The sequence below is a fragment of the Streptomyces sp. MUM 2J genome (assembly GCF_022414535.1).
GTDB lineage: Bacteria > Actinomycetota > Actinomycetes > Streptomycetales > Streptomycetaceae > Streptomyces.
Window position 1 is genome coordinate 180,582 of the sequence record NZ_JADWYM010000005.1, and the last position, 19,812, is coordinate 200,393.

Genomic DNA, 19,812 nt, shown 5'->3' on the forward strand with positions numbered 1-19,812 from the left:
AGCCCGGCCCGGCCACCGTCCGCACGGCGCGGCCGGCCGGCGGGCTACTCCACCGCCTCCGCGACGAGCGCCTCGGCGGGGATGACCTGTTCCGTCCAGATGGTCTTGCCGGTCGGCGTGTAGCGGGTGCCCCAGCGCTGGGCGAGCTGGGCCACGATCAGCAGGCCGCGCCCTCCCTCGTCGGTGGTGCGGGCGTGGCGCAGGCGCGGGGAGGTGTTGCTGGCGTCGGAGACCTCGCAGATCAGGCCGCGGTCCCGGATCAGGCGGAGCCGGACCGGTCCGGAGGCGTGGCGGATGGCGTTGGTGACCAGTTCGCTGACGATGAGCTCCGTGGTGAACGTCAGCTCGTCCATGCCCCACTCGGTCAGCCGGCGGACGGCGAGGGTGCGGGCCTCGGCCACGGCGGCCGGGTCGCTGGGCAGGTCCCAGGAGGTGACCCGGTCCGTGGCCAGGGCGTGGGTCCGGGCGAGGAGCAGGGCCGCGTCGTCGGCCGGCGGACCCGTCATCAGGGTGTCGACGGCCTTGCTGCCGATCTCCTCCAGCGTCGGTCCGGGCGCCGTCAGGGCGTCGCCGAGGCGGGAGAGCCCGACGTCGATGTCCCGGTCGACGCTCTCGACCAGACCGTCGGTGTACAGGGCGATGAGGCTGCCCTCGGGCAGTTCCAGTTCGACGGAGTCGAAGGGCAGGTAGCCGAGGCCGAGGGGCGGTCCGGCGGGCAGGTCGAGGACCTCGGCCTCGCCGTCCGGGCCGACGAGCACGGGCGGGAGATGTCCGGCGCGGGCCAGCGTGCACCGCCTGCTGACGGGATCGTAGACGGCGTACAGGCAGGTGGCTCCCATGAACGCGGCACCCACGGTCTCGGCCCCGGCCTCCGCCGCTTCGCTGCCGTCGGGCGACCCGATGAGGCCGATGACCAGGTCGTCCAGGTGGGCCAGCAGTTCGTCGGGGGGAAGGTCCAGGTTGGCGAGCGTGCGGACCGCGGTGCGCAGGCGTCCCATGGTGGTCGCGGCGTTCATGCCGTGGCCGACGACGTCCCCGACGACCAGGGCGACGCGGGCTCCGGAGAGCGGGATGACGTCGAACCAGTCGCCGCCGACTCCGCTCGGGGCGTCCGCCGGGAGGTACCACGACGCCACGTCCAGGGCGGACCCGCCGGTCAGCTTCTGCGGGAGCAGCGAACTCTGCATGGAGCGGGCCGCGGTGCGCTCGCGGGTGAAGCGGCGCGCGTTGTCGACGCACACGGCGGCGCGGGAGACGATCTCCTCGGCGAGGCGCACGTCGTCGTCCTCGAAGGGTGCCGCGCGCCGGGACCGGGCGAAGGTCGCCACCCCCAGCGTGACGCCGCGTGCCCGGACGGGGACGACCATCAGCGAGCGGAAGCCGAAGTTGCGGATGGCGGCGCCCAGGGAGTGGTCCTCGGTCGTCCAGGCGCTGGTGGCGGGGTCCAGGGTCCGTTCCACCAGGGTCCTGCTCTCCAGCAGGCAGCGGGTCACGGGGGACGAAGGGGCGCGCCGTACCGCCTCCCCGACGGCCAGGGTCGCCTCCGGGCAGTCGCCACGCACGGACTGCTGGCCCGCGCGGCGGATCACGGGCGTCATGTCGACAGGGCCGGGAGCGGGCTCCTCCCCCCGCATCACGGTGTCCAGCAGGTCCACGGCGACGAAGTCGGCGAGGGACGGCACGGCCTCGTCGGCCAGTTCCTGCGCGGTCCGCGTCACGTCCAGCGTGCTGCCGATCCGGGCACCGGCGTCGTTCAGCAGGGCGAGGCGTTCCTGGGCCCGCCAGCGCTCCGTGACATCGATGATCATGTACCAGATGCCCACCAGCCGGTTCTGGCGGTCCGTCATGGCGAAGAAGGACGCGGAGTACGCCCGCTCCCGGGAGGGGTCGGAGCGGCTGGCGCCGCGGAACTCGTGGTCCATCACCGGCTCCCCGGTCCGGAGAACCGACCGCATCCGCTCCTCGAACGCCCGCGCGTCCTGCCCGGGCAGGACCTCCCCCACCTTCCGTCCGAGCCGCTTCTCCAGCGGGACCATCTGGTCCAGCGGCCTGTTCACCCAGACGTAGCGCAGGTCCAGGTCCAGGACGGCGATGCCGACCGGGGCCTGGGCGAGGAACGGGGTGAGCATCAGCTGGTTCACCCCGCCGCCCGGCATCCGCCAGAAGGCCCGTTTCGGCGGCCGGCCGACGAACCTGCCGAAGACCAGCGCCGCGACGGTGGCGACCAGCACGCCGGGGACCATCTCGTAGATGCCCGACTCGAACGGCCCCAGCACGGGGTTGAGCCGCTTCCAGAGCAGCACCGTGGCCGCCCCCGACACGATCCCGGCCATGGCCCCCGCCCAGGTCATGCGCGGCCAGTACAGCGAGAGCAGGACGACCGGGCCGAAGGCGGCCCCGAAGCCCGCCCAGGCATAGGCGACGATGCTCAGCAGCCCGTCGGCTCTGAGCGCGATCACGAAGGCGACCACGATGACCACGACGACGGAGCCCCGGCCGACCCACACCAGTGCCTTGTCCGAGGCGCGCCGGTTGAACAGGGCGCGGTAGAAGTCCTCGGTGAGCGCCACGGACGACACCAGGAGCTGGCTGTCCGCGGTCGACATGATCGCGGCCAGCACGGCGATCAGCATCACCCCGGCGATCCAGGGGTTCAGCAGGGTCCGGCTCAGGACGATGTACACCGTGTCCGGGTTGGTCAGGGGCGTGTCGAGGCGCGCGATCCCGACGAGGCCGACCAGTGTGGCGCCGCCGAGCACGACGATGACCCAGCCGGTTCCGATGCGGCGGGCGGCGGGGATGGAGCGGATGCTGCGGATGCCCATGAAGCGGGCCAGGATGTGCGGCTGGCCGAAGTAGCCGAGGCCCCAGGCGAGCAGGGAGACGATCGCGACGACACCGAGCGGCCCGCCCGGCGACCACTGGCCGCCGGAGTAGCCGACCTCGGTGCCCATGTCCAGTAGTCCGGGCGTCTTGGCGTCGAGGGCGTCTCCCAGGTCGCCGAAGCCGCCGAGGGCGGCGATGCCGGTCAGCGGGAGCACGAGCAGGGCCAGGAACATCAGGGAGCCCTGCATGACGTGCGTGAGGCTCACGGCGAGGAACCCGCCCAGGCAGGAGTAGATGACGATCACCAGGGCGGTCAGGGTCACCCCGAGGCCGAAGCGGATGTCGAAGACGTTCTTGAACAGCAGCCCGCCGGCCACGAGCCCGCTGGCGACGTAGACGGTGAAGAACACCAGGGTGACCGCGGCCGAGGCCATCCTGAGCACCCGGGTGCGGTCCTCGAACCGCTGCTCCAGGTACGCGGACAGACTCACGGCGTTTCCGGCCCGCTCGGTGTAGGTGCGCAGCCGCGGGGCGACGAACAGCCAGTTCAGGTAGGTACCGACGATCAGTCCGACGGCGATCCAGCTCGCGCCGATGCCGGCCGCGTACACCGCTCCGGGCAGGGCGAGGAACAGCCAGCCGGACATGTCGGACGCGCCTGCGGACAGGGCGGCGACGACCGCGTTGAGCCGGCGGCCTCCCAGGGCGAAGTCGGCAAACGTGTGCGTGCGGGTGTACGCCCAGACACCCGTTCCGATCACAGCGGCCACATACACCAGGAATGTGGTCACGATCGGCGCGCTCAAGTCGAACATATGTCCTCGCCTGCGAGGCTCATGCGTGCCGGCGCGGCCGTCGGCGCGCCGAGCAGCGGTGTGCCCGGCGGTACAAATCTACAGAACCAGGTCGTCGGGGTGCGACTCGTCGGACGGTGCAGCCGCTGCGACGCCCGATTCAGAGGCCCGCGCGGTCCAGGGCGCTCGGCGACTGCCGGTATCCCGTGCTGGTGTACGTGGCGCCGGACCACGGGGGCGGCCGCGCCCGGGGCGCCACACCGGCCCCTGCGGACGTGTCGTGCCCGTCGCGGCGCACCCGCCCGTGCTTACGTGAGGGCATGCTCAGCGCAGTGCGTGCCCTTGTTCTGCCGGATTCCCAGCGCCGTTCGCTGGATGATCTGGCGCAGGACCTGGACCTGTCGTCAGGGGACACCAGGTCCAAGCGCTCGGCCTTCTGGACGATGCTGACGCTGTCGTCGGTCATCGCGGTCGGCGGGGTGCTGACGGACTCGACGGCCACCGTGATCGGGGCGATGATCATCGCCCCGCTGTCGACGCCGATCATGGGCATCGCCCTGGCGTCGGTGCAACGGCGACGGATCGGAGCGGTCGCCGTCGTCCTGTCCGCGTGCACCCTGGTGATCGCGGTCGGGCTGATCTTCTCGCTGGTGCTGCCCAGCGACTACGACCTGCTCGCCAACAGCCAGATCTCGTCGCGGACGTCACCGGGGCTGATGGACCTGGTCGCCGCGCTGGCCACCGGCTTCGCCGGTGCGGTGGCCCTGGCCCGGCGCGATGTCGCCGCCGTGCTGCCGGGAGTCGCGATCGCGATCTCCCTCGTGCCGCCGCTCGTGGTGGTGGGGGTCTGCCTGGGACGTCTGTCCGGAGTGCTCGCGCTGGGCGCCCTGGTGCTGTTCGTGTCGAACCTGTTCGCCCTGGTCTTCGGCGGCATGGTGGTCTTCGCCGCTCTCGCCTACCGCGCCAGCACCGGGCGGGTGGCCGGGCGGCCGGCCCGGCGGGCCTACGCCGGCATGGCCCTGCTCTTCATCGTCGTGTTCGTGCCGCTGGCGGCCAACACTACCCTCACGTTCCTGATCAACACCTGGACCAGCCGGGCCAAGACCGCCGCGGAGGAGTGGCTCGCCGACTCTCCGGGGGCGGAGGTCACGAGTGTCGACGCCAAGTCGCAGACGCTGTACATCAACGTCCGCGTCCCCGGGGAGCTTCCACCGGTGCAGACCCTCCTCGACGATCTCCAGGGCCAGATCCCCAACGGCATCCCCGTCGTGGTGGACGCCACACGCGGCCGGCGCGTCGAGGCCGGAACGGTCGGCGGCTGAGCGGCGCACGAGCCCCGGCGGGTGCGTCCCCGGGGCCGCCACGCCCGGGACGCCGGGACCCCGCCCGGGAAGGACGAGCGGGGCCGCTCCCGGTCGGCGGGGCGACCGGGAGCGGCCCCAGGGTCCGGCCGGCGGGCACCGAGGGGGACGGGTCCGGGCGGTCCGGACCAGCGAGGCGGCCCGGCTGCCCGCCGGCTGCTACGGACCGGTCGCCGTGACCGGACGGCCGTGGCAGCGTGCCCACTTGCGTCCGCCGCCGCACGGGCAGGGCGCGTTGTGCGGCCGGTCCGCGTCCTCGGACGCGTACCGGCGCATGATCAGCGCGGGGGCCAGCCCCTGCCGCAGCAGCCCCGCCATCGTGCGCATCGGGGCGTCGACGTGCCGGAAGAACGCCTTGAAGCCGGCGCACAGGTGGTTGAGGCCCGGCTCCCCATCCGGGGTGGTGTCGAAGCGGTCCTTGGGGCAGCCGCCGTGGCAGGCGAAGCGGACGTCGCAGCCGAGGCAGTACCGGGGCAGCGTGTCGTACTTGTCCTGGCCGAACGTCCGCTGCTGTGGTGAGTCGACCAGCTCCAGCAGGTGCCGCTCGCCGATGTTGCCCAGCAGGTGGCCGGGCTCGACGAAGTGGTCGCAGGAGTACACGTCGCCGTTGTGCTCCAGGGCGAGAGCGCTGCCGCAGGTCTGGGAGTGGACGCACAGCGAGGGCTGCTCCCCGTACCAGTTGGCCAGCGCCACGTCGAACATCTGGACGTGGACCCGGCCGACGTCGTGGCGTACCCAGTCCTCGAAGACGTCGATCAGGAACCGGCCGTACTGCTGCGCGGTCACCGACCGGTCGGTGACGCGGTCGCCCTGCTGGCGGTAGAGGGGCCGCTCCTCGGCCCGGGCGCCCCAGCCGTCGTTGGCCAGGGGCAGGCCGTGGGCGGTGGTGCGCTCCACGATCGGGATGAACTGCATGTGGGCGGCACCGCAGTCGTCCCGGAGGAAGGCGTACACCTCGCGGCCGTGCCCGGCGTTGGCGTCGTGCAGGGTGGTCAGCGCGTTCCACTCCACGCCGTGCTCGCGCAGGTGGTCCAGCCCGCGCATGACGCGGTCGAAGGTCGGCCTGCCGCCCTTGTCGACCCGGTGGGCGTCGTGCAGTTCGCGGGGGCCGTCGACGGAGAGGCCGACCAGGAAGTCGTTGTCCCGGAAGAAGCGGGCCCACTCGGCGTCGATGAGCGTGCCGTTGGTCTGGATGGTGTTGACGATCCGCTGGCCGGGCCGGGCGTGGCGGCGCTCGTACTCCAGGGACCTGCGGAAGAAGTCCAGGCCCATCAGCGTCGGCTCACCCCCCTGCCAGGCCACCGTGACCTCGGGTGCCGGGCCGTGCGCCTCGATCAGCTGCCGGATGTAGGCGTCGAGCAGTTCGTCCGCCATGCGGAATCTGCTGCCCTCGTACAGCAGCTCCTTGGACAGGAAGAAGCAGTAGGTGCAGTCCAGGTTGCAGATCGCCCCGGCGGGCTTGGCCAGCAGATGGAACGGCCGGCGCCGCACGGCCGGGGCGGGCGGGTCCACGGTGCTCATCGCCCCAGGATCGGGGGCGGACGGGCGTCCGGCGTCACTCGGCACGGGTGACGCCGGAAGGTTCCCCCGGCCGGCACTGTCCTGCCGGCCGGGGACCCTCGGCCCGTTCGGGTCACGGTTCCCGCGGTACGACGCACAGGGCCCAGATGACGAAGGCGTAGAACGCGATCAGGGTGAGCGCCCAGAAGGGGTAGTACGGGATCGACAGGAAGTTGGCGATGATCAGCAGTCCGGCGATGCCGACGCCGACGACCCTGGCCCAGGTGGAGCGCTGGAAGAGGCCCACGCTCACGATGACGGCGACGACGCCGAGGACCAGCTGGATCCAGCCCCAGCTGGTCAGGTCGAACTTGAAGATGTAGTTGGGCGTGGACACGTAGACGTCGTCGTTGGCGATCGCCATGATGCCCCGGAGAAGGTCCAGGATGCCGGCGACGAACAGCAGCACGGCGGCGAACATCACCAGTCCGCCGGCAGCCGCCTCGGCCGTGTCCGAACGGCGGTGGGGGGTCATGCTCGTGGTCATGGTGGAACCTCGCTTCGTCGGTGAGCGGCGACGCCCGGCTCTGCTTCCCCCAGCATGAGCGGTCACCGCGGACCGGTGATCACCCGTGGCGGGTGATGTCCGTGAGGCGGACCGCTGATGCCCTTGAGCCCGGGGACCGGCCGGAACGCTGGGCGCGGGCCGGGTGCGCGGGAGCCGGATGCCCGGAGATGAGCGGATATGAGCGGTGAGGCCTGGACCGGGGTGGCGGTGGCGGGAGTCACCGCCGCCTACGCGCTGTGCTCGCGGCGGCTGGCGTCGACGCCGGTGTCGTCGGCGATGGTGTTCACCGGCTGCGGGGTGCTCCTGGGGCCCGCCGTGCTCGGCGTCATCGAGCCGGCGGGCCACACCGGGCCGATCCTGACCCTGCTGGAGTCGGCCCTGGCTCTGGTGCTGTTCACCGACGCCATGGCGGTGCGCCGCCGTGACCTGCACAGCGGCGGATTCCTGCCGGCCCGGCTGCTCGGCATCGGGCTGCCGCTGACGATCGGGGCCGGGTGGCTGCTGGCGTGGCCGCTGCTGCCGGGGCTGACCGTGTGGGAGCTGGCGCTGGTGGGCGCCGTCCTCGCGCCGACGGACGCGGCCCTCGGCAAGACCGCCATGTCCAGTCCCCGGCTGCCTCCGCTGGTGCGGCAGGGGCTCAACGTGGAGAGCGGGCTCAACGACGGCATGGTGCTGCCGTTCTTCCTGCTCTTCCTGGCCGGCATCCCGGGCTCGTCCGCCGCCGGGGAGGGCGCGGTGGGTGTCTTCTGGCGCGCGCTCGTGCTCAGCACGGCGCTGGGTCTGCTGGCCGGGGCGGGCGGCGGGCGGTTGCTGTGTTCCGCACGGGCCCGGGGATGGGTCACCCCGGAGTGGGCACAGCTGTTCGTCCCGGCCGTCGCGACGGTGGCGTACTGCCTGGCCGTCGTGACCGACGGCAGCGGCTTCATCGCGGCGTGGGCCGCCGGCTTCGCCTTCGGCCACGCACTGCGCCACGACACCCACCGGCCGGCCGACGCCACCGCCTCCGGGACCGCGCCCGCCGCCTCCGGTACGGGACCGGCCGGCGCGCCGCCCGGGCAGGACGCCCACCCGGCCGACTTCGCCGAGCACCTCGGCGGCCTCCTGACCTCGGTCAGCCTGCTGGTCTTCGGGGCGGTGCTGCTGGGTCCGACGCTGGAGGACCTGAGCTGGCGGGTCGTGGGCTACGCGGTGCTGAGCCTCACCCTCGTCCGGATGCTGCCCGTGGCCCTGGCGCTCGCCGGCAGCGGTCTCAGACCGCCCACGGTGGCGTACATCGGCTGGTTCGGGCCGCGGGGGCTGGCGTCCGTCGTGCTGGGGCTGCTGGTCGTGGAGGAGCAGGTCCACGGGGCGGGGCTGCTGGGCCGGGTGGTGGCGGCGACCGTCGGCCTCAGTGTGGTGCTGCACGGTGTCTCGGCCGTCGCCCTCGCCGACCGGTACGGCCGGTGGCACGAGAGGGCGGCGGCCTCGGGCCGGAAGCTGCGCGAGGCCATGCCCGTGCAGGAGCCCGCGCCACGCCGGATCGTCGCCCGGTGAGGCCGCACGGCTCCCCGGCGTACCGGGTTCCGGGTGCCGTGGCGCGGTGGGCCGTGCGGGTCACCCGTGCCGGGTGAGGCGGACGGGACCGGCCGACGCGACCGTGGAACGGCGACCGGCCCTTGCCGGCCGGGGACTCCCGGGGACTCCCGGCAACGGGAACCCTTCGACGGGCGGGAACGTCCTGTCCGGCTCCGCAGCAGGCGTGCAGAGGGGAATGTCATGGCCAAGCCGTTCAAGGGAAAGATCGCCCTCGATGTCCGTGACTCGCAGCCGGACTGGGAACCGTTCCTCGCGCCGAGGGCACCCGGGAACGCCCCGAACGTGCTGGTGATCGCCTGGGACGACGTCGGCTACGGGACGATGGACTGCTTCGGCGGGCCGGTGCGGACACGGGCGATGTCGCGGATCGCCGACATGGGCGTGCGCTACTCCAACTTCCACACCACGGCGCTGTGCTCGCCGACCAGGGCGTCGCTGATGACCGGCCGGAACGCCACGTCGAACGGGATGGCGACGATCGCCGAGTTCAGCGCCGGATTCCCCGGGATCTCCACCCGCATCCCGTTCGAGAACGGGTTCGTCTCGGAGGTCCTGTCCGAACACGGCTACAACACGTACTGCGTCGGCAAATGGCACCTCACCCCCGGCGAGGAGACCAACATGGCCGCGTACAAGGGGCGCTGGCCCCTCGGGCGCGGCTTCGAGCGGTTCTACGGCTTCCTCGGCGGGGAGTCGAGCTGCTGGTACCCGGACCTGATCCACGACAACCACCCGGTGGCGCCGCCGGCCACGCCCGAGCAGGGCTACCACATCGCCAAGGACTTCTCCGACAAGGCGATCCAGTTCATCCGGGACGCCCGGTCCGTCGACCCGGACAAGCCGTTCTTCATGTACCTCTCGCTCGACGCGGCCCACGCGCCGCACCATGTCTTCAAGGAGTGGGCCGACCGCTACAAGGGCGTCTTCGACGAAGGGTACGAGGCCATGCGGCCCGGGATCCTGCGCCGCCAGAAGGAGCTGGGCCTGCTGCCGGAGAACACCGAGCTCTCCCCGATCAATCCGCACGGCGAGCCCGCGGCGACGGGGCCGGACGGCCAGCCCTGGCCCCTGCTCGACACCGTCCGGCCGTGGAACGAACTGAGTGCCGACGAGCAGCGGTTGTTCATCCGGATGGCGGAGGTCTTCGCCGGATACGTCTCCTACAGCGACGACCAGCTGGGCCGCGTGCTCGACTTCCTGGAGGAGACCGGCGAACTCGACGACACCATCATCGTGGCCGTCTCCGACAACGGCGCGAGCGGCGAGGGCGGACCGGACGGCACGTTCAACGAGTGGCGGTTCTTCAACGGGCTGAACACGCCGGCCGAACTGTCGCTCGCCCACCTCGACGAGCTCGGCGGCCCGTCGTCGTACAACCACTACAACACCGGTTGGGCCTGGGCGTTCGACACGCCCTTCCCGTACTGGAAGCGCTGGGCGGGCTACGAGGGCGGTGTCGCCGACATGTGCATGGTGGCCTGGCCCGCCGGGATCGAGGCCCGCGGAGAGGTGCGCCAGCAGTACATCCACGCGGTGGACGTCGTGCCGACCCTGTACGACCTGCTCGGCATCGAACCGCCCGAGACGCTCAAGGGCTATCCGCAGAGTCCGATGGAGGGCGAGAGCTTCCGGGCCTCGCTGACCGACCCCGAGGCACCGGGGCGGCAGACCCAGTTCTACGCGATGCTGGGGCAGCGGTCGATCTACCACGAGGGGTGGCTGGCCTGCACGGTCCACCCGCCGCTGAGCGGCTGGGGCGACTTCACCCACGACGTGTGGGAGCTGTACGACCTCAACACGGACCGCGCCCAGTCGCACGACCTGGCCGAGCGGGAGCCGACCCGGCTGGAGACCCTCAAGAGCCTCTGGTACTACTACGCGGGCATCTACAACGGGCTGCCGCTGGACGACCGCACGGCCCTGGAACAGGTGCTGGCCGACCGCCCGAGCGGTGCGCCCGAGCGCGACCGGTACGTGTACTACCCCGACTCCGCGGCGGTGCCCGAGCAGTCCGGTGTCGTGACCAGCGGCAGGTCGTACACCATCGCCGCCGGCGTCGACGTCGACTCGGCCGACGCCGAGGGCGTGCTGTACGCCCACGGCGGGGTGGCGGGCGGCCACAGCCTCTACGTCAAGGACCACCGCCTGCACTACGCGTACAACTGGGTCGGCACCGACCTCCAGGTCGTGGACGGCGACCGGGAGATACCGCCGGGCAAGCACCTGCTCGCCGCCGAGTTCGCGGTCTCGGGCCGCAGCACCGACCCGGCGATGCCCGGCGCGACCGGCACGCTCACCCTCTTCGTGGACGACCAGGAGGTCGGCAGCCACGACATCGTCACCCAGCCCGGCAACTTCTGCGTGGTCGGGGACGGGATCTGCGTGGGCCGCGACGACGCCTCACCGGTGACGCCCGACTACGAGCAACCCTTCACGTTCACCGGGGGCACGATCGACAAGGTCGTCGTCGACGTCTCGGGCGAGCGCTACGTCGATCACGAGGCGCAGGTGCGCGGCTGGTTCATGATCGACTGATCGGCCGATCGACGGCCCGTGGCCGGTCAGCCGGCCACGGACGCCCCACCGAGCGCCGGAGAGTGGCGGGACGGGGCGTGGCGTGATCACACGCCTCACGTCCGATCCGGCGGACCGGCGGACCGGCGGACCGGAAACGGTCAGGGGCAGGTGTACGAGAGGTCGACCGTGACCGTGCGGCTGTTCGGGGAGACGAGGTGCAGTTCCGCCCTCGCCGTGTGGCTGCCCGGGCCCTGGAAGGTCCACAGCAGGTGGAGGCGCGCCTGTTCCTGCCCCCGGGTCATCACCTCTTTCAGCACGTCGGAGGTGGTGCCGTCGCTTCGGACCCAACGGTAGGAGAGGGTGCCGGGGCGACCGTCGGTGGTGACGAGGCCGACGACGTCCGCGGTCTCGTCGCACCCCAGGACCGCCGGCTGCGCCGTCACCGACACCGCCCGCACCGCGACGGACGGGCCGAGGCGCTGCCAGGCGAGGAACGCGAGGACCAGCAGCAGCACCAGGGCCGGCAGGGCGTGTCTGCGCAGCCGTCGGCGGGAGGGCGTGGGGGCCGGGGGCGCGACGGTGGGAAGCGTCCGGTGGGTGCGGTGCGCGTCCGCCGCGGTCACGCCGGGTCCGAAGCGCAGCACGGTGCCGTCCGTGCGGTCGGGTGCGATCGGTGGCACCGGCTCACCGAAGGCCCCTTCCTCGGGCGGCTGTTCGAGCGTCTCCTCCCGCTCGGGGCGCTGGATCCAGTGGCTGGCCAGCACGGTGGCGCTGTACTCGGCGTCCTCGTCCCCGGAGGGCGGGCCTGCGGGCACCCGGTCGCCGGTGCCGGGCTCTCCCTCGGGAACGGTGTCGCCGTCGGTGGTCCGGGGTCCGGCGGGGGTGGATGCATCGGCGACGGGGGCGTCCCCGACCGCGGCGGCCGGGGCGAGCACCCGGGTCGCCTCGTCGGCACCGGTGACCGCGGGAGCACCGGCGGGGGCGAGCACCTCGGTCGCCTCGTCGGCACCGGTGGGAGCCGGGGCGCTGCCCTCAGCGGCGGCGAGCACCTGCGTCGCCTCACCGCCGTCGGACGAAGACAGCACCTGCGTCGGCTCACCGGCATCGGCAGGGGCGAGCACCTGCGTCACCTCGGCATCCCCGGCAGGGACGAGCACCCGGGTGTCCTCGGCACCATCAGCCGCAGCAGGGACGAGCACCTGCGTCGCCTCACCGCCGTCGGACGAAGACAGCACCTGCGTCGGCTCACCGGCATCGGCAGGGGCGAGCACCTGCGTCACCTCGGCATCCCCGGCAGGGACGAGCACCCGGGTGTCCTCACCGCCGTCGGACGGGGTGAGCACGCGGGTCGCCTCGGCGGTGTCGGCGGGGGCGGGAACGCGGTCGCCCTGACGCGTCATCGGATATCACACTGCCTGGTCAGAAGCTGCTGCGAGGCTCCGCCGTCGGCGGACGCCGGGGTCGTCGTGGCCCGCACCGCCCAGTAGCAGGCCTTGCTCCGGAAGGTGTGGTCGACGGTGAGCGTGTACTGGGTGGCGCCGCTGCGCTCGAAGGTCTGGGACGCGCCGTCCGGGGTGCCCAGCTGCTCGGCGTAGTTGCCCGTGAACCAGGAGAGGGTGACGGAGATCGGTCCGGTGCCGTCGGTGCTGATGGTGACGGTCGCCGTGGCGGTCGTCGGGCCCGTCTGCCGGAAGACCGACACCGCCACCTTCCGCACGGCGGGAGGAGTGGGCCGGGCGGGAGGCGTGGAAGGGGGCGTCGTCGTGATGGGGGGCGTGCCGGGGGTCGTGGTCCCGCCCGTGGGCGTCGGTGTGGCGGGGACCGGGGGCGCGACGGTGGGACCGGGCGTCGCCGGGCCGGTCGGCGACGGGTCGGCCGACAGGGTCGGCGTCGGGGACGACGTCGAGGCCGAGGGGGACGGCGAGGCGGACGCGGAGGGGGACGGCGACGGGGACGCGGTGGCCGTGGCGGTGGGGACCGCCGGTGACGCACCTGGTCCGGCACTGGTGGTGGCCAGGGCCTGCGCCGTCTGCTGCACGTCGGACCCCGGGGTGCGGGGCAGTCCGTAGGTCAGCAGGACACCGAGGAGGACGACGGCGGCCGACACGAGCATCCCGGTCCGGCCGGGCAGCCAGGACTGCCACCCGCCGTGGCCCGGCCTCGGGCCGACGGGCACCGGCTCGCTGCCGAAGACCGTGCGGGCGGTGTCGGTGGCGGTCCCGGAGCCGAAGCGGGCCGAGGGCAGCAGCAGCGGCAGCAGCGCCACGAGCGCGGCGAGCCGGCCCCGGCCACGTTCCTCCCAGTCCGGTCCGTAGGCGGCGCCGGCGACCGTCTCCAGTTCCGTGACGAACAGCTCGGCCTGCGCGGGACGCTCCGCCGGGTCCTTGGCCAGACCACGGCGCACCAGCTCCCGCACCGGCTCGGGGGCCTCCGCCACCGGGACGGGCGCGTCGACGTGCTGGAGCGCGAGTTCGGCGATGTTGGCACCCGCGTAGGGCTTGTGGCCCGTGAGGCACTCGAAGAAGGTGGCCGTGGCCGCGTACACGTCGGCGGCGGGCGAGGCGGGCGCGCCGGTCCACTGCTCGGGGGCCATGTAGGACGGGGTCCCCGCCACACCGGCGGTGGTGCCCGCGTCCACGGCGATCCCGAAGTCGACGAGCTTGGACGATCCGTCCGGCAGGACCAGGACGTTCTCCGGCTTGTAGTCGCGGTGGACGACGCCGAGGCGGTGGGCGTCGGCGAGACCGAGCAGGGACCCCTTGAGGAGGACGAGCGCGGCCTCGGGCTCCAGGGGGCCCTGGCCGGCCAGCAGGGTTCGCAGGGAGACACCGTCGACCAGTTCCATCACGATGGCGGCGCCGTCGGGGCTCTCCACGTACTCGTACAGCCCGGTGACGTGGGGGCTCTGGAGTCCGCCGAGCAGCCGTGCCTCCGCCCGGAACTCGTGCACGAAGCCCGGCCGGGTGCGCAGTGAGTCACTGAGGTACTTCACCGCGACCGGGACGCCGGTCTCCTCGTGCACGGCCAGCACGACCCGCCCGCTCGCCCCGGAACCCAGTTCCAGGGACTCGGTGTATCCGGGCACCGCCCATGTCGTCATCCCAACCCCCAAAGCCGCCTGCCATCGGAGCCGCACTGTCTCCCGAGCGTCCGGGCCACGCGTGAGGAGACACATTTTCGGTCACGGCGGTTGCGGCACGGTACCCAGGGACGAGAACGGTGCGAAAGCGTTGCACTCCCCCCGGCGGCGACCGGCCCCCGGCCGCCGTCCGGATCCCTCCTCCCCGTCGGGCCCGTATCGGGCCGGGCCCGGCCCGACAGGTTCGGCGGCCCCGCGGTCGCCGGCGGGCCCCGCGGCGACGGAGCAGACCTGCTCGTGACCGGTCATCGCCGGGGACGGCCCGACGGTGGGCCCGGCGGAGCCCCCTTTGCTTCGACGCGTGCCAACATAGACACATGTCGAACACCAAGGCGCTGCCGCTGATCGAGTCCGGGCCGGGGGACGGGGCACCGTGCTGCCCGCCGCTCACCGAGCGCCCGTTCACCGCCGACGAGGCCGAGACCGCCGCACGGATGTTCAAGGCGCTGGGAGACCCGGTCCGGCTGCGGCTGTTCTCGGCGGTCGCCTCGCACGCGGGCGGGGAGGCGTGCGTGTGCGACATCTCCGACGTGGGCGTCTCGCAGCCGACCGTCTCCCACCACCTGAAGAAGCTCAAGGAGGCCGGCCTGCTCACCTCCGAGCGGCGCGGCACCTGGGTGTACTACCGGGTCGAGCCGTCGGTGCTGGCCACCATGGGCGGACTACTGGGCGTCACGCCCTCCCCGGCCTGATCCCGGCGCGGGCCGGCGGCCCCCGGCGCGGCGGGCCGGGAAGCGGCGCAGCACGGGCCGGGAAGCGGCCGGGTGCCTGCCGTCACCGGGTGACGGCCGGGTGCCTGCCGTCACCCGGCTCGGCGCTCGCCGCCCGTCCGGTCCGGCGGGAAGACCAGTGCGACCAGGGCCAGGCCGAGCACACCGCCGACGACCTGCATGCCGACGAACCCGGCGACCGAGCCGGGCGCGATGCCCGCGAACGTGTCGGTGAAGGCGCGGCCGACGGTCACCGCCGGGTTCGCGAAGGACGTGGACGACGTGAACCAGTACGCGGCACCGATGTAGGAGGCGACCGCGACCGGGGCGAAGCGCAGGCGGTCGGTGCGGGCGAGGCCGAAGATCAGCATCACCAGGCCGGCCGTCGCCACCACCTCGCCCAGCAGCAGGTGCCCGGCGGAGCGGTCGTGGGCGGACCAGCGCACCAGGGGTTCGCCGAACATCGCGTCCGCGAGAACGGCCCCCATGACGCCGCCGGCCGTCTGCGCGGGGACGTAGACCGCCGCCTCCCGCAGCGTGACCCCGGCGCCTCCGCGGCGGGCGGTCCAGCACTCGGCGAGCGTCACGACGGGGTTGAAGTGTGCCCCGGAGACCGGGCCGAGGAGCAGGATGAGCACCCCGAGCCCGAAGACGGTGGCCGTGGAGTTGGCCAGCAGCTGAAGGCCGACGTCGCGGGTCAGCTCGGTCGCCTGGATGCCGGAGCCGACCACGACCGCGACCAGGGCGGCGGTGCCGACGAGTTCGGCCGCGACGCGCGCGACCAGCGGCGGGCGCGATGCTACGGCACCCCGCGCGGCGGCCGCCGGGGCGGACTCACCCGGCACGGGGGCGGCCTGGGCGGGGACGGCCTGCGCGGGGGCGGCGGCTGCCGGGGGCGTCGGTCCGGTGGTGCTCTCGGGGGTGGCGGTCAACGCGGAACTCCTCGGTGTGTCACCGGGTCGGCGGAACGACGAAACGACGGGGCGGCAGGACGGCAGGACGACGGCGCGGCCGGCATCAGGGGCAGGACCGTTTGACGTCGCTCTCGGCGGTGGCGCGCGCGGTCTCCGCGAGCGCGGCGAACCGGCCGGCGAGCGCGTCGATGACCTCCGGCCTGAGCCGGTAGTACGTCCACCGCCCGCACGGTTCGGTCTCGACCACCCCGGCCTCGCGCAGGACCTTCAGGTGGTTGGACAGGTTGGTCTGCCGGGCACCGGTCTCCTCCACCAGATGTGTGGTGCAGAGGGTCTCCCGGGCGAGCAGGGACACGATCCGGAGCCGGAGCGGATCGGCCAGAACCCTCATCAGATCAGCATCGACTGACGTCAGCATGGACTGATACTGTCACACCGCACGCCCGCCTCGCACACCGCCCACCGACAAGGCCCTCCCGGCGTACGGATTCCCGGCGGCCGGGAGCCCGACGGCCCGGGCGGTGCCCGCTCGGGAGGCGGCGCCGCCCGCCCGTGCCGCCGCGTACCGCCCAGCGAAGGAAGAACCGATGCCCTCCTCCAGCCCGCTCGCCTCCGTGCTGTTCGTGTGCGTCCACAACGCCGGCCGCTCCCAGATGGCCGCGGGCTTCCTGCAGCACCTCGCGGGCGACCGGATCGAGGTCCGCTCCGCCGGATCCCTGCCCGCCGACCGGGTCAACCCCGCCGCGGTCGAGGCCATGAAGGAGGCCGGCGTCGACATCGCCGCCCAGCAGCCCAAGGTTCTGACCACCGAGGCCGTCCAGGCGTCGGACTACGTCATCACCATGGGCTGCGGCGACGCCTGCCCCGTCTTCCCGGGCAAGCGGTACCTCGACTGGGCGCTGGAGGACCCGGCGGGCAAGGGCGTCGAGGCGGTCCGCCCCATCCGCGACGAGATCAGGCGACGCGTCGAGGCCCTCGTCGCCGAGATCGACGCACAGCGGGAGGTGTGACCGGTCCGGACCCGCACCACCGCCTGCGCCGGGCCCACGCCACGCCCGGCGCACGCCGCCTGCCCCGGCACACGCCGCACCGCTGCCCGGAGCGTCAGCAGCTGCCAGCACCCCGCCCCGCGCGCCGCGCCCCCGCGCACGCCACGTTCCGGCCTGCGCCTCTCCCCCTCACCCGCCTCCTCCCTCGCACGCTGCCCCGCCCCCTCGCGGAATGCGCGGCGCCCCGCAGCCCGGTGCCGCGCGCCCCCTGTCCCCGCCCGCGTGCGCCGCACCCTCGCCACGCAGCACCGTGCTCCGGGCACGTCCGGCGCAAAGCGCCTCGCGCCCGTGGAGACCTGGGATTTCATGGCCGCCAGGACCAATCCGCGGCCGGACCGGGAACGGATTACGTCCGGAGATGTCCCGACCCCGGAGGCCCCCTGTGAAAGAAGCCGTGTACATCGGCGGCAACCCCTCGTCCGAACCGGATCTCCAGGAGCTGGTGGGCCGGGTGGCGCTGGGCGACGAAGAGGCGTTCGCCTCCGTGTACGACGCCGTCGCGGGCCCCGTTCTCGGGGTGGTGCGCGCCGTGCTGCGGGACCGGGCGCAGTCGGAGGAGGTCACCCAGGAGGTGCTGGTGGAGGTCTGGCGCACCGCACCCCGCTACCGCCCCGACCGGGGGACGGCCGTCAACTGGATCCTGACGCTGGCGCACCGCCGTGCGGTGGACCGGGTGCGCTCCGTGGAGGCCGCCGCGGCGCGGGACCACCAGGCCGCGCTGCTGGCACGGACGCCCGAGTTCGACGAGGTCACCGAACAGGTCGAGGCCCGGCTGGAGCGGGAGCAGGTGCGGCGCTGTCTGCGCACACTGACCGAGATCCAGCGCCAGGCCGTCACGCTCGCCTACTACCGCGGACTGACCTACCGCCAGGTGGCCGAGGCGCTCACGCTGCCTCTGGGCACCGCCAAGACCCGGCTGCGGGACGGGCTCATCCGCCTGCGCGACTGCCTGGGGGTGACCGCGTGACGACCGCCGATCTGCACCGCATGACGGGGGCCTACGCGCTGGACGCGCTGCCCGGCGAGGAGCGCGCCACGTTCGAGCGTCACCTCGCGGCCTGCGAGCCGTGCACGCAGGAGGCCGCCGAACTGTCCGCCACCGCGGCCCGTCTGGGACTGGCCGTCACGGTGACGGCCCCGGCAGGCATGCGCGAGCAGGTGCTGCGCCGGATCACCGCCGTGCGGCAGCAGTCGCCGGGCCCGCTCACGGCGGCCCGCCCGGGACGGACCCGTCTGCGGGTCCGGCGACTGTCCCGGTGGGCGCTGGCCGCCTGCCTCGCGGCGGCCGCCGCGCTCGGCGGGACCGCGGTGTGGCAGCACCAGCGGGCCGAGGACGCGCTCCGTCAGGAACGCGCCGCGGAACGGCGGACGGACGAGATCGCCGCCGTGCTGGCCGCGCCGGACGCGCGGGCACAGGCCGCCACGCTGGACGGCGGCGCGACCGGGACGGTCGTCGTCTCCCGCAGCCGGGACGAGGCCGTGTTCGTCGTCGCGGGGATGGAGCATCCGCCCGGCGGGAAGGTCTACGAGCTGTGGTTCGACGACGGCGGCACCATGCGGCCGGCCGGGCTGATGGACCCCTCCCGCACCGACCAGGCCGTCCTGCTGCGCGGCGCCGTCGACGGTGCCTCCGGCATGGGCGTCACCCTCGAACCGGCCGGCGGCTCGGCCCGGCCCAGCTCCGAACCGATCGTCCGGCTCGCCTTCCCGGCCTGACCCGGGGCCGGGCGGTCGGACACGGAGACGCGCGGCGGGCCGCGCGGCCGCACACACCGAACCGTTCCGCGAGGTCGGACCAGGCCCGTGACCGTCACCGCCCCCCGGGGGGCGGGCCGTTCGGGGAACCGGGTGGCCAGGTGGCGCTCAACGGCCGTCCGGGGCGCAGTTCGAGACGGACGACTTCCATGACCCGCCGGGTCAGGGCGGCCGCGTCGGTGGCGGGAGCGTCCGCCTCCTCCTCGCGCAGGCCGAGCACGGCCGACCCCAACCGGTCGAGCCCGCGTACCGCCTGCCGGCAGTGCGGGCAGCACCGCAGGTGCGGGTCGTCCGCCTGCTGCTCCCGGTCGTCCCAGACCCGGGACAGCAGCCGTCCGCACGGCAGTTGCTCGTCGTCGTCCTGGGGCGAGGGATCGTTCGGCGGGTCGGTGTGAGCGGTCATCGCCAGGCCCCCAGTGCTTGTGTCAGACAACGGCGGGCGCGGAAGACACGGGCGCGGACGGCCCCCAGGCTGATGCCGACCGTGTCCGCGATGAACTCGTAGGAGCGACCGTCCAATTCTCGCAGGACCCAGCAGGCGCGCTGCTCGGCGGACAGCAGGTCGAGGGCGTCACGCAGCTCGCGGACCGCGTCACGGGCCTCGGTGATGCGGGCCGGGGAGGCCGCGTGCTCCGCGGCCGGCAGCTCCCCCGCCAGCTCCAGCGACGCCACGGGCCTGCGGCCCCGCAGCACGTTCAGGCAGCGGTTGGTGACGATCCGGTACATCCAGGTGCCGAAGGACGACCGCCCGTGGAAGTCCGGCAGCGCCCGCCAGGCGCTGATGAAGCCGTCCTGCACCGCGTCCTCCGCCTCGGTCCGGTTGCCGAGCAGCCGGGTGGCCAGCCGGATCAGGGCCGGCGCATGACGTTGCAGGAGGGCGGCGAAGGCGTCCTCGTCCCCTTCCGCGGCCCGGACCACGAGCAGGGAGTCGTCCGTGTCCCCGGCCACGTCGCCGTCGGCCCCGGGCGGTGCGGTCTGTCTGCGGGCCCCCGCCACTGGGCGGCTCCTCTCGTGCGGTCTCTCAGGCTCGGACGCCTGCGCTCCCTGTCTGTTACGGACGACTTCGCCGTAGGGTCAACGTCCGGATGCCGCCGCCGGCGACCC

16 protein-coding genes are annotated in these 19,812 nt (G+C 73.5%); 7 read left to right on the forward strand and 9 right to left on the reverse strand.

Annotated elements, in window-relative coordinates:
* Window positions 1-44: 44 nt before the first annotated feature.
* On the reverse strand, window positions 45-3,641 hold the full coding sequence (gene putP, locus I3F54_RS32350; RefSeq protein WP_308373211.1) for a sodium/proline symporter PutP: 3,597 nt from the start codon (window positions 3,639-3,641) through the stop codon (window positions 45-47).
* Between the two features lie 299 nt (window positions 3,642-3,940).
* On the opposite strand from putP, the gene I3F54_RS07290 reads away from it, so the two are divergent.
* Complete coding sequence (locus I3F54_RS07290; protein WP_240117787.1) at window positions 3,941-4,942, forward strand: TIGR00341 family protein; 1,002 nt, start codon at window positions 3,941-3,943, stop codon at window positions 4,940-4,942.
* A 198-nt stretch (window positions 4,943-5,140) separates the two neighbouring features.
* On the opposite strand, the gene I3F54_RS07295 is transcribed toward I3F54_RS07290, so the two are convergent.
* Both I3F54_RS07295 and I3F54_RS07300 read right to left on the reverse strand, forming a co-directional pair.
* Window positions 5,141-6,502, reverse strand: a complete 1,362-nt coding sequence (locus tag I3F54_RS07295) for an anaerobic sulfatase maturase (protein ID WP_240117788.1) — start codon at window positions 6,500-6,502, stop codon at window positions 5,141-5,143.
* A gap of 112 nt (window positions 6,503-6,614) precedes the next feature.
* Entirely contained in the window at window positions 6,615-7,028 is a 414-nt protein-coding gene (locus I3F54_RS07300; protein WP_240117789.1) for a hypothetical protein, read from the reverse strand.
* Window positions 7,029-7,226: 198 nt separating this feature from the next.
* Between I3F54_RS07300 and I3F54_RS07305 the strand changes: the two genes are divergently transcribed.
* Both I3F54_RS07305 and I3F54_RS07310 read left to right on the forward strand, forming a co-directional pair.
* Window positions 7,227-8,582: a cation:proton antiporter gene (locus tag I3F54_RS07305; RefSeq protein ID WP_240117790.1), complete on the forward strand. Its 1,356-nt coding sequence runs from the start codon at window positions 7,227-7,229 to the stop codon at window positions 8,580-8,582.
* Between the two features lie 222 nt (window positions 8,583-8,804).
* Entirely contained in the window at window positions 8,805-11,159 is a 2,355-nt protein-coding gene (locus I3F54_RS07310; RefSeq protein WP_240117791.1) for an arylsulfatase, read from the forward strand.
* A gap of 140 nt (window positions 11,160-11,299) precedes the next feature.
* On the opposite strand, the gene I3F54_RS07315 is transcribed toward I3F54_RS07310, so the two are convergent.
* Together I3F54_RS07315 and I3F54_RS07320 are read right to left on the reverse strand one after the other, a co-directional pair.
* Window positions 11,300-12,541, reverse strand: a complete 1,242-nt coding sequence (locus I3F54_RS07315; RefSeq protein WP_240117792.1) for a hypothetical protein — start codon at window positions 12,539-12,541, stop codon at window positions 11,300-11,302.
* On the reverse strand, window positions 12,538-14,241 hold the full coding sequence (locus I3F54_RS07320) for a serine/threonine-protein kinase (protein WP_240117793.1): 1,704 nt from the start codon (window positions 14,239-14,241) through the stop codon (window positions 12,538-12,540). The genes I3F54_RS07315 and I3F54_RS07320 overlap by 4 nt, the downstream gene beginning before the upstream one ends.
* 356 nt (window positions 14,242-14,597) lie before the next feature.
* Here I3F54_RS07320 and I3F54_RS07325 point away from each other — a divergent pair, with 356 nt between their 5' ends.
* On the forward strand, window positions 14,598-14,972 hold the full coding sequence (locus tag I3F54_RS07325; protein WP_240117794.1) for a metalloregulator ArsR/SmtB family transcription factor: 375 nt from the start codon (window positions 14,598-14,600) through the stop codon (window positions 14,970-14,972).
* A 110-nt stretch (window positions 14,973-15,082) separates the two neighbouring features.
* Here the strand turns inward: I3F54_RS07325 and I3F54_RS07330 are convergent, their stop codons facing one another.
* Window positions 15,083-15,922, reverse strand: coding sequence for an aquaporin (locus I3F54_RS07330; protein ID WP_240117795.1), 840 nt, complete (start codon window positions 15,920-15,922; stop codon window positions 15,083-15,085).
* An 85-nt stretch (window positions 15,923-16,007) separates the two neighbouring features.
* Complete coding sequence (locus I3F54_RS07335; protein WP_240117796.1) at window positions 16,008-16,322, reverse strand: metalloregulator ArsR/SmtB family transcription factor; 315 nt, start codon at window positions 16,320-16,322, stop codon at window positions 16,008-16,010.
* Between the two features lie 169 nt (window positions 16,323-16,491).
* Here I3F54_RS07335 and I3F54_RS07340 point away from each other — a divergent pair, with 169 nt between their 5' ends.
* From I3F54_RS07340 to I3F54_RS07350, 3 genes are all read left to right on the forward strand, one after another.
* Window positions 16,492-16,914, forward strand: coding sequence for an arsenate reductase ArsC (locus tag I3F54_RS07340; RefSeq protein ID WP_240117797.1), 423 nt, complete (start codon window positions 16,492-16,494; stop codon window positions 16,912-16,914).
* 421 nt (window positions 16,915-17,335) lie between these two features.
* Entirely contained in the window at window positions 17,336-17,920 is a 585-nt protein-coding gene (locus I3F54_RS07345) for a sigma-70 family RNA polymerase sigma factor (RefSeq protein WP_240117798.1), read from the forward strand.
* Complete coding sequence (locus tag I3F54_RS07350; protein ID WP_240117799.1) at window positions 17,917-18,669, forward strand: anti-sigma factor domain-containing protein; 753 nt, start codon at window positions 17,917-17,919, stop codon at window positions 18,667-18,669. Before I3F54_RS07345 ends, I3F54_RS07350 begins: the two co-directional genes overlap by 4 nt.
* A 94-nt stretch (window positions 18,670-18,763) precedes the next feature.
* Here the strand turns inward: I3F54_RS07350 and I3F54_RS07355 are convergent, their stop codons facing one another.
* Together I3F54_RS07355 and I3F54_RS07360 are read right to left on the reverse strand one after the other, a co-directional pair.
* Window positions 18,764-19,111 (reverse strand): hypothetical protein, encoded by a 348-nt coding sequence (locus I3F54_RS07355; RefSeq protein ID WP_308373213.1) that lies wholly within the window; start codon window positions 19,109-19,111, stop codon window positions 18,764-18,766.
* Window positions 19,108-19,704 (reverse strand): RNA polymerase sigma factor, encoded by a 597-nt coding sequence (locus tag I3F54_RS07360; protein WP_240117800.1) that lies wholly within the window; start codon window positions 19,702-19,704, stop codon window positions 19,108-19,110. Before I3F54_RS07360 ends, I3F54_RS07355 begins: the two co-directional genes overlap by 4 nt.
* Window positions 19,705-19,812: the final 108 nt, after the last annotated feature.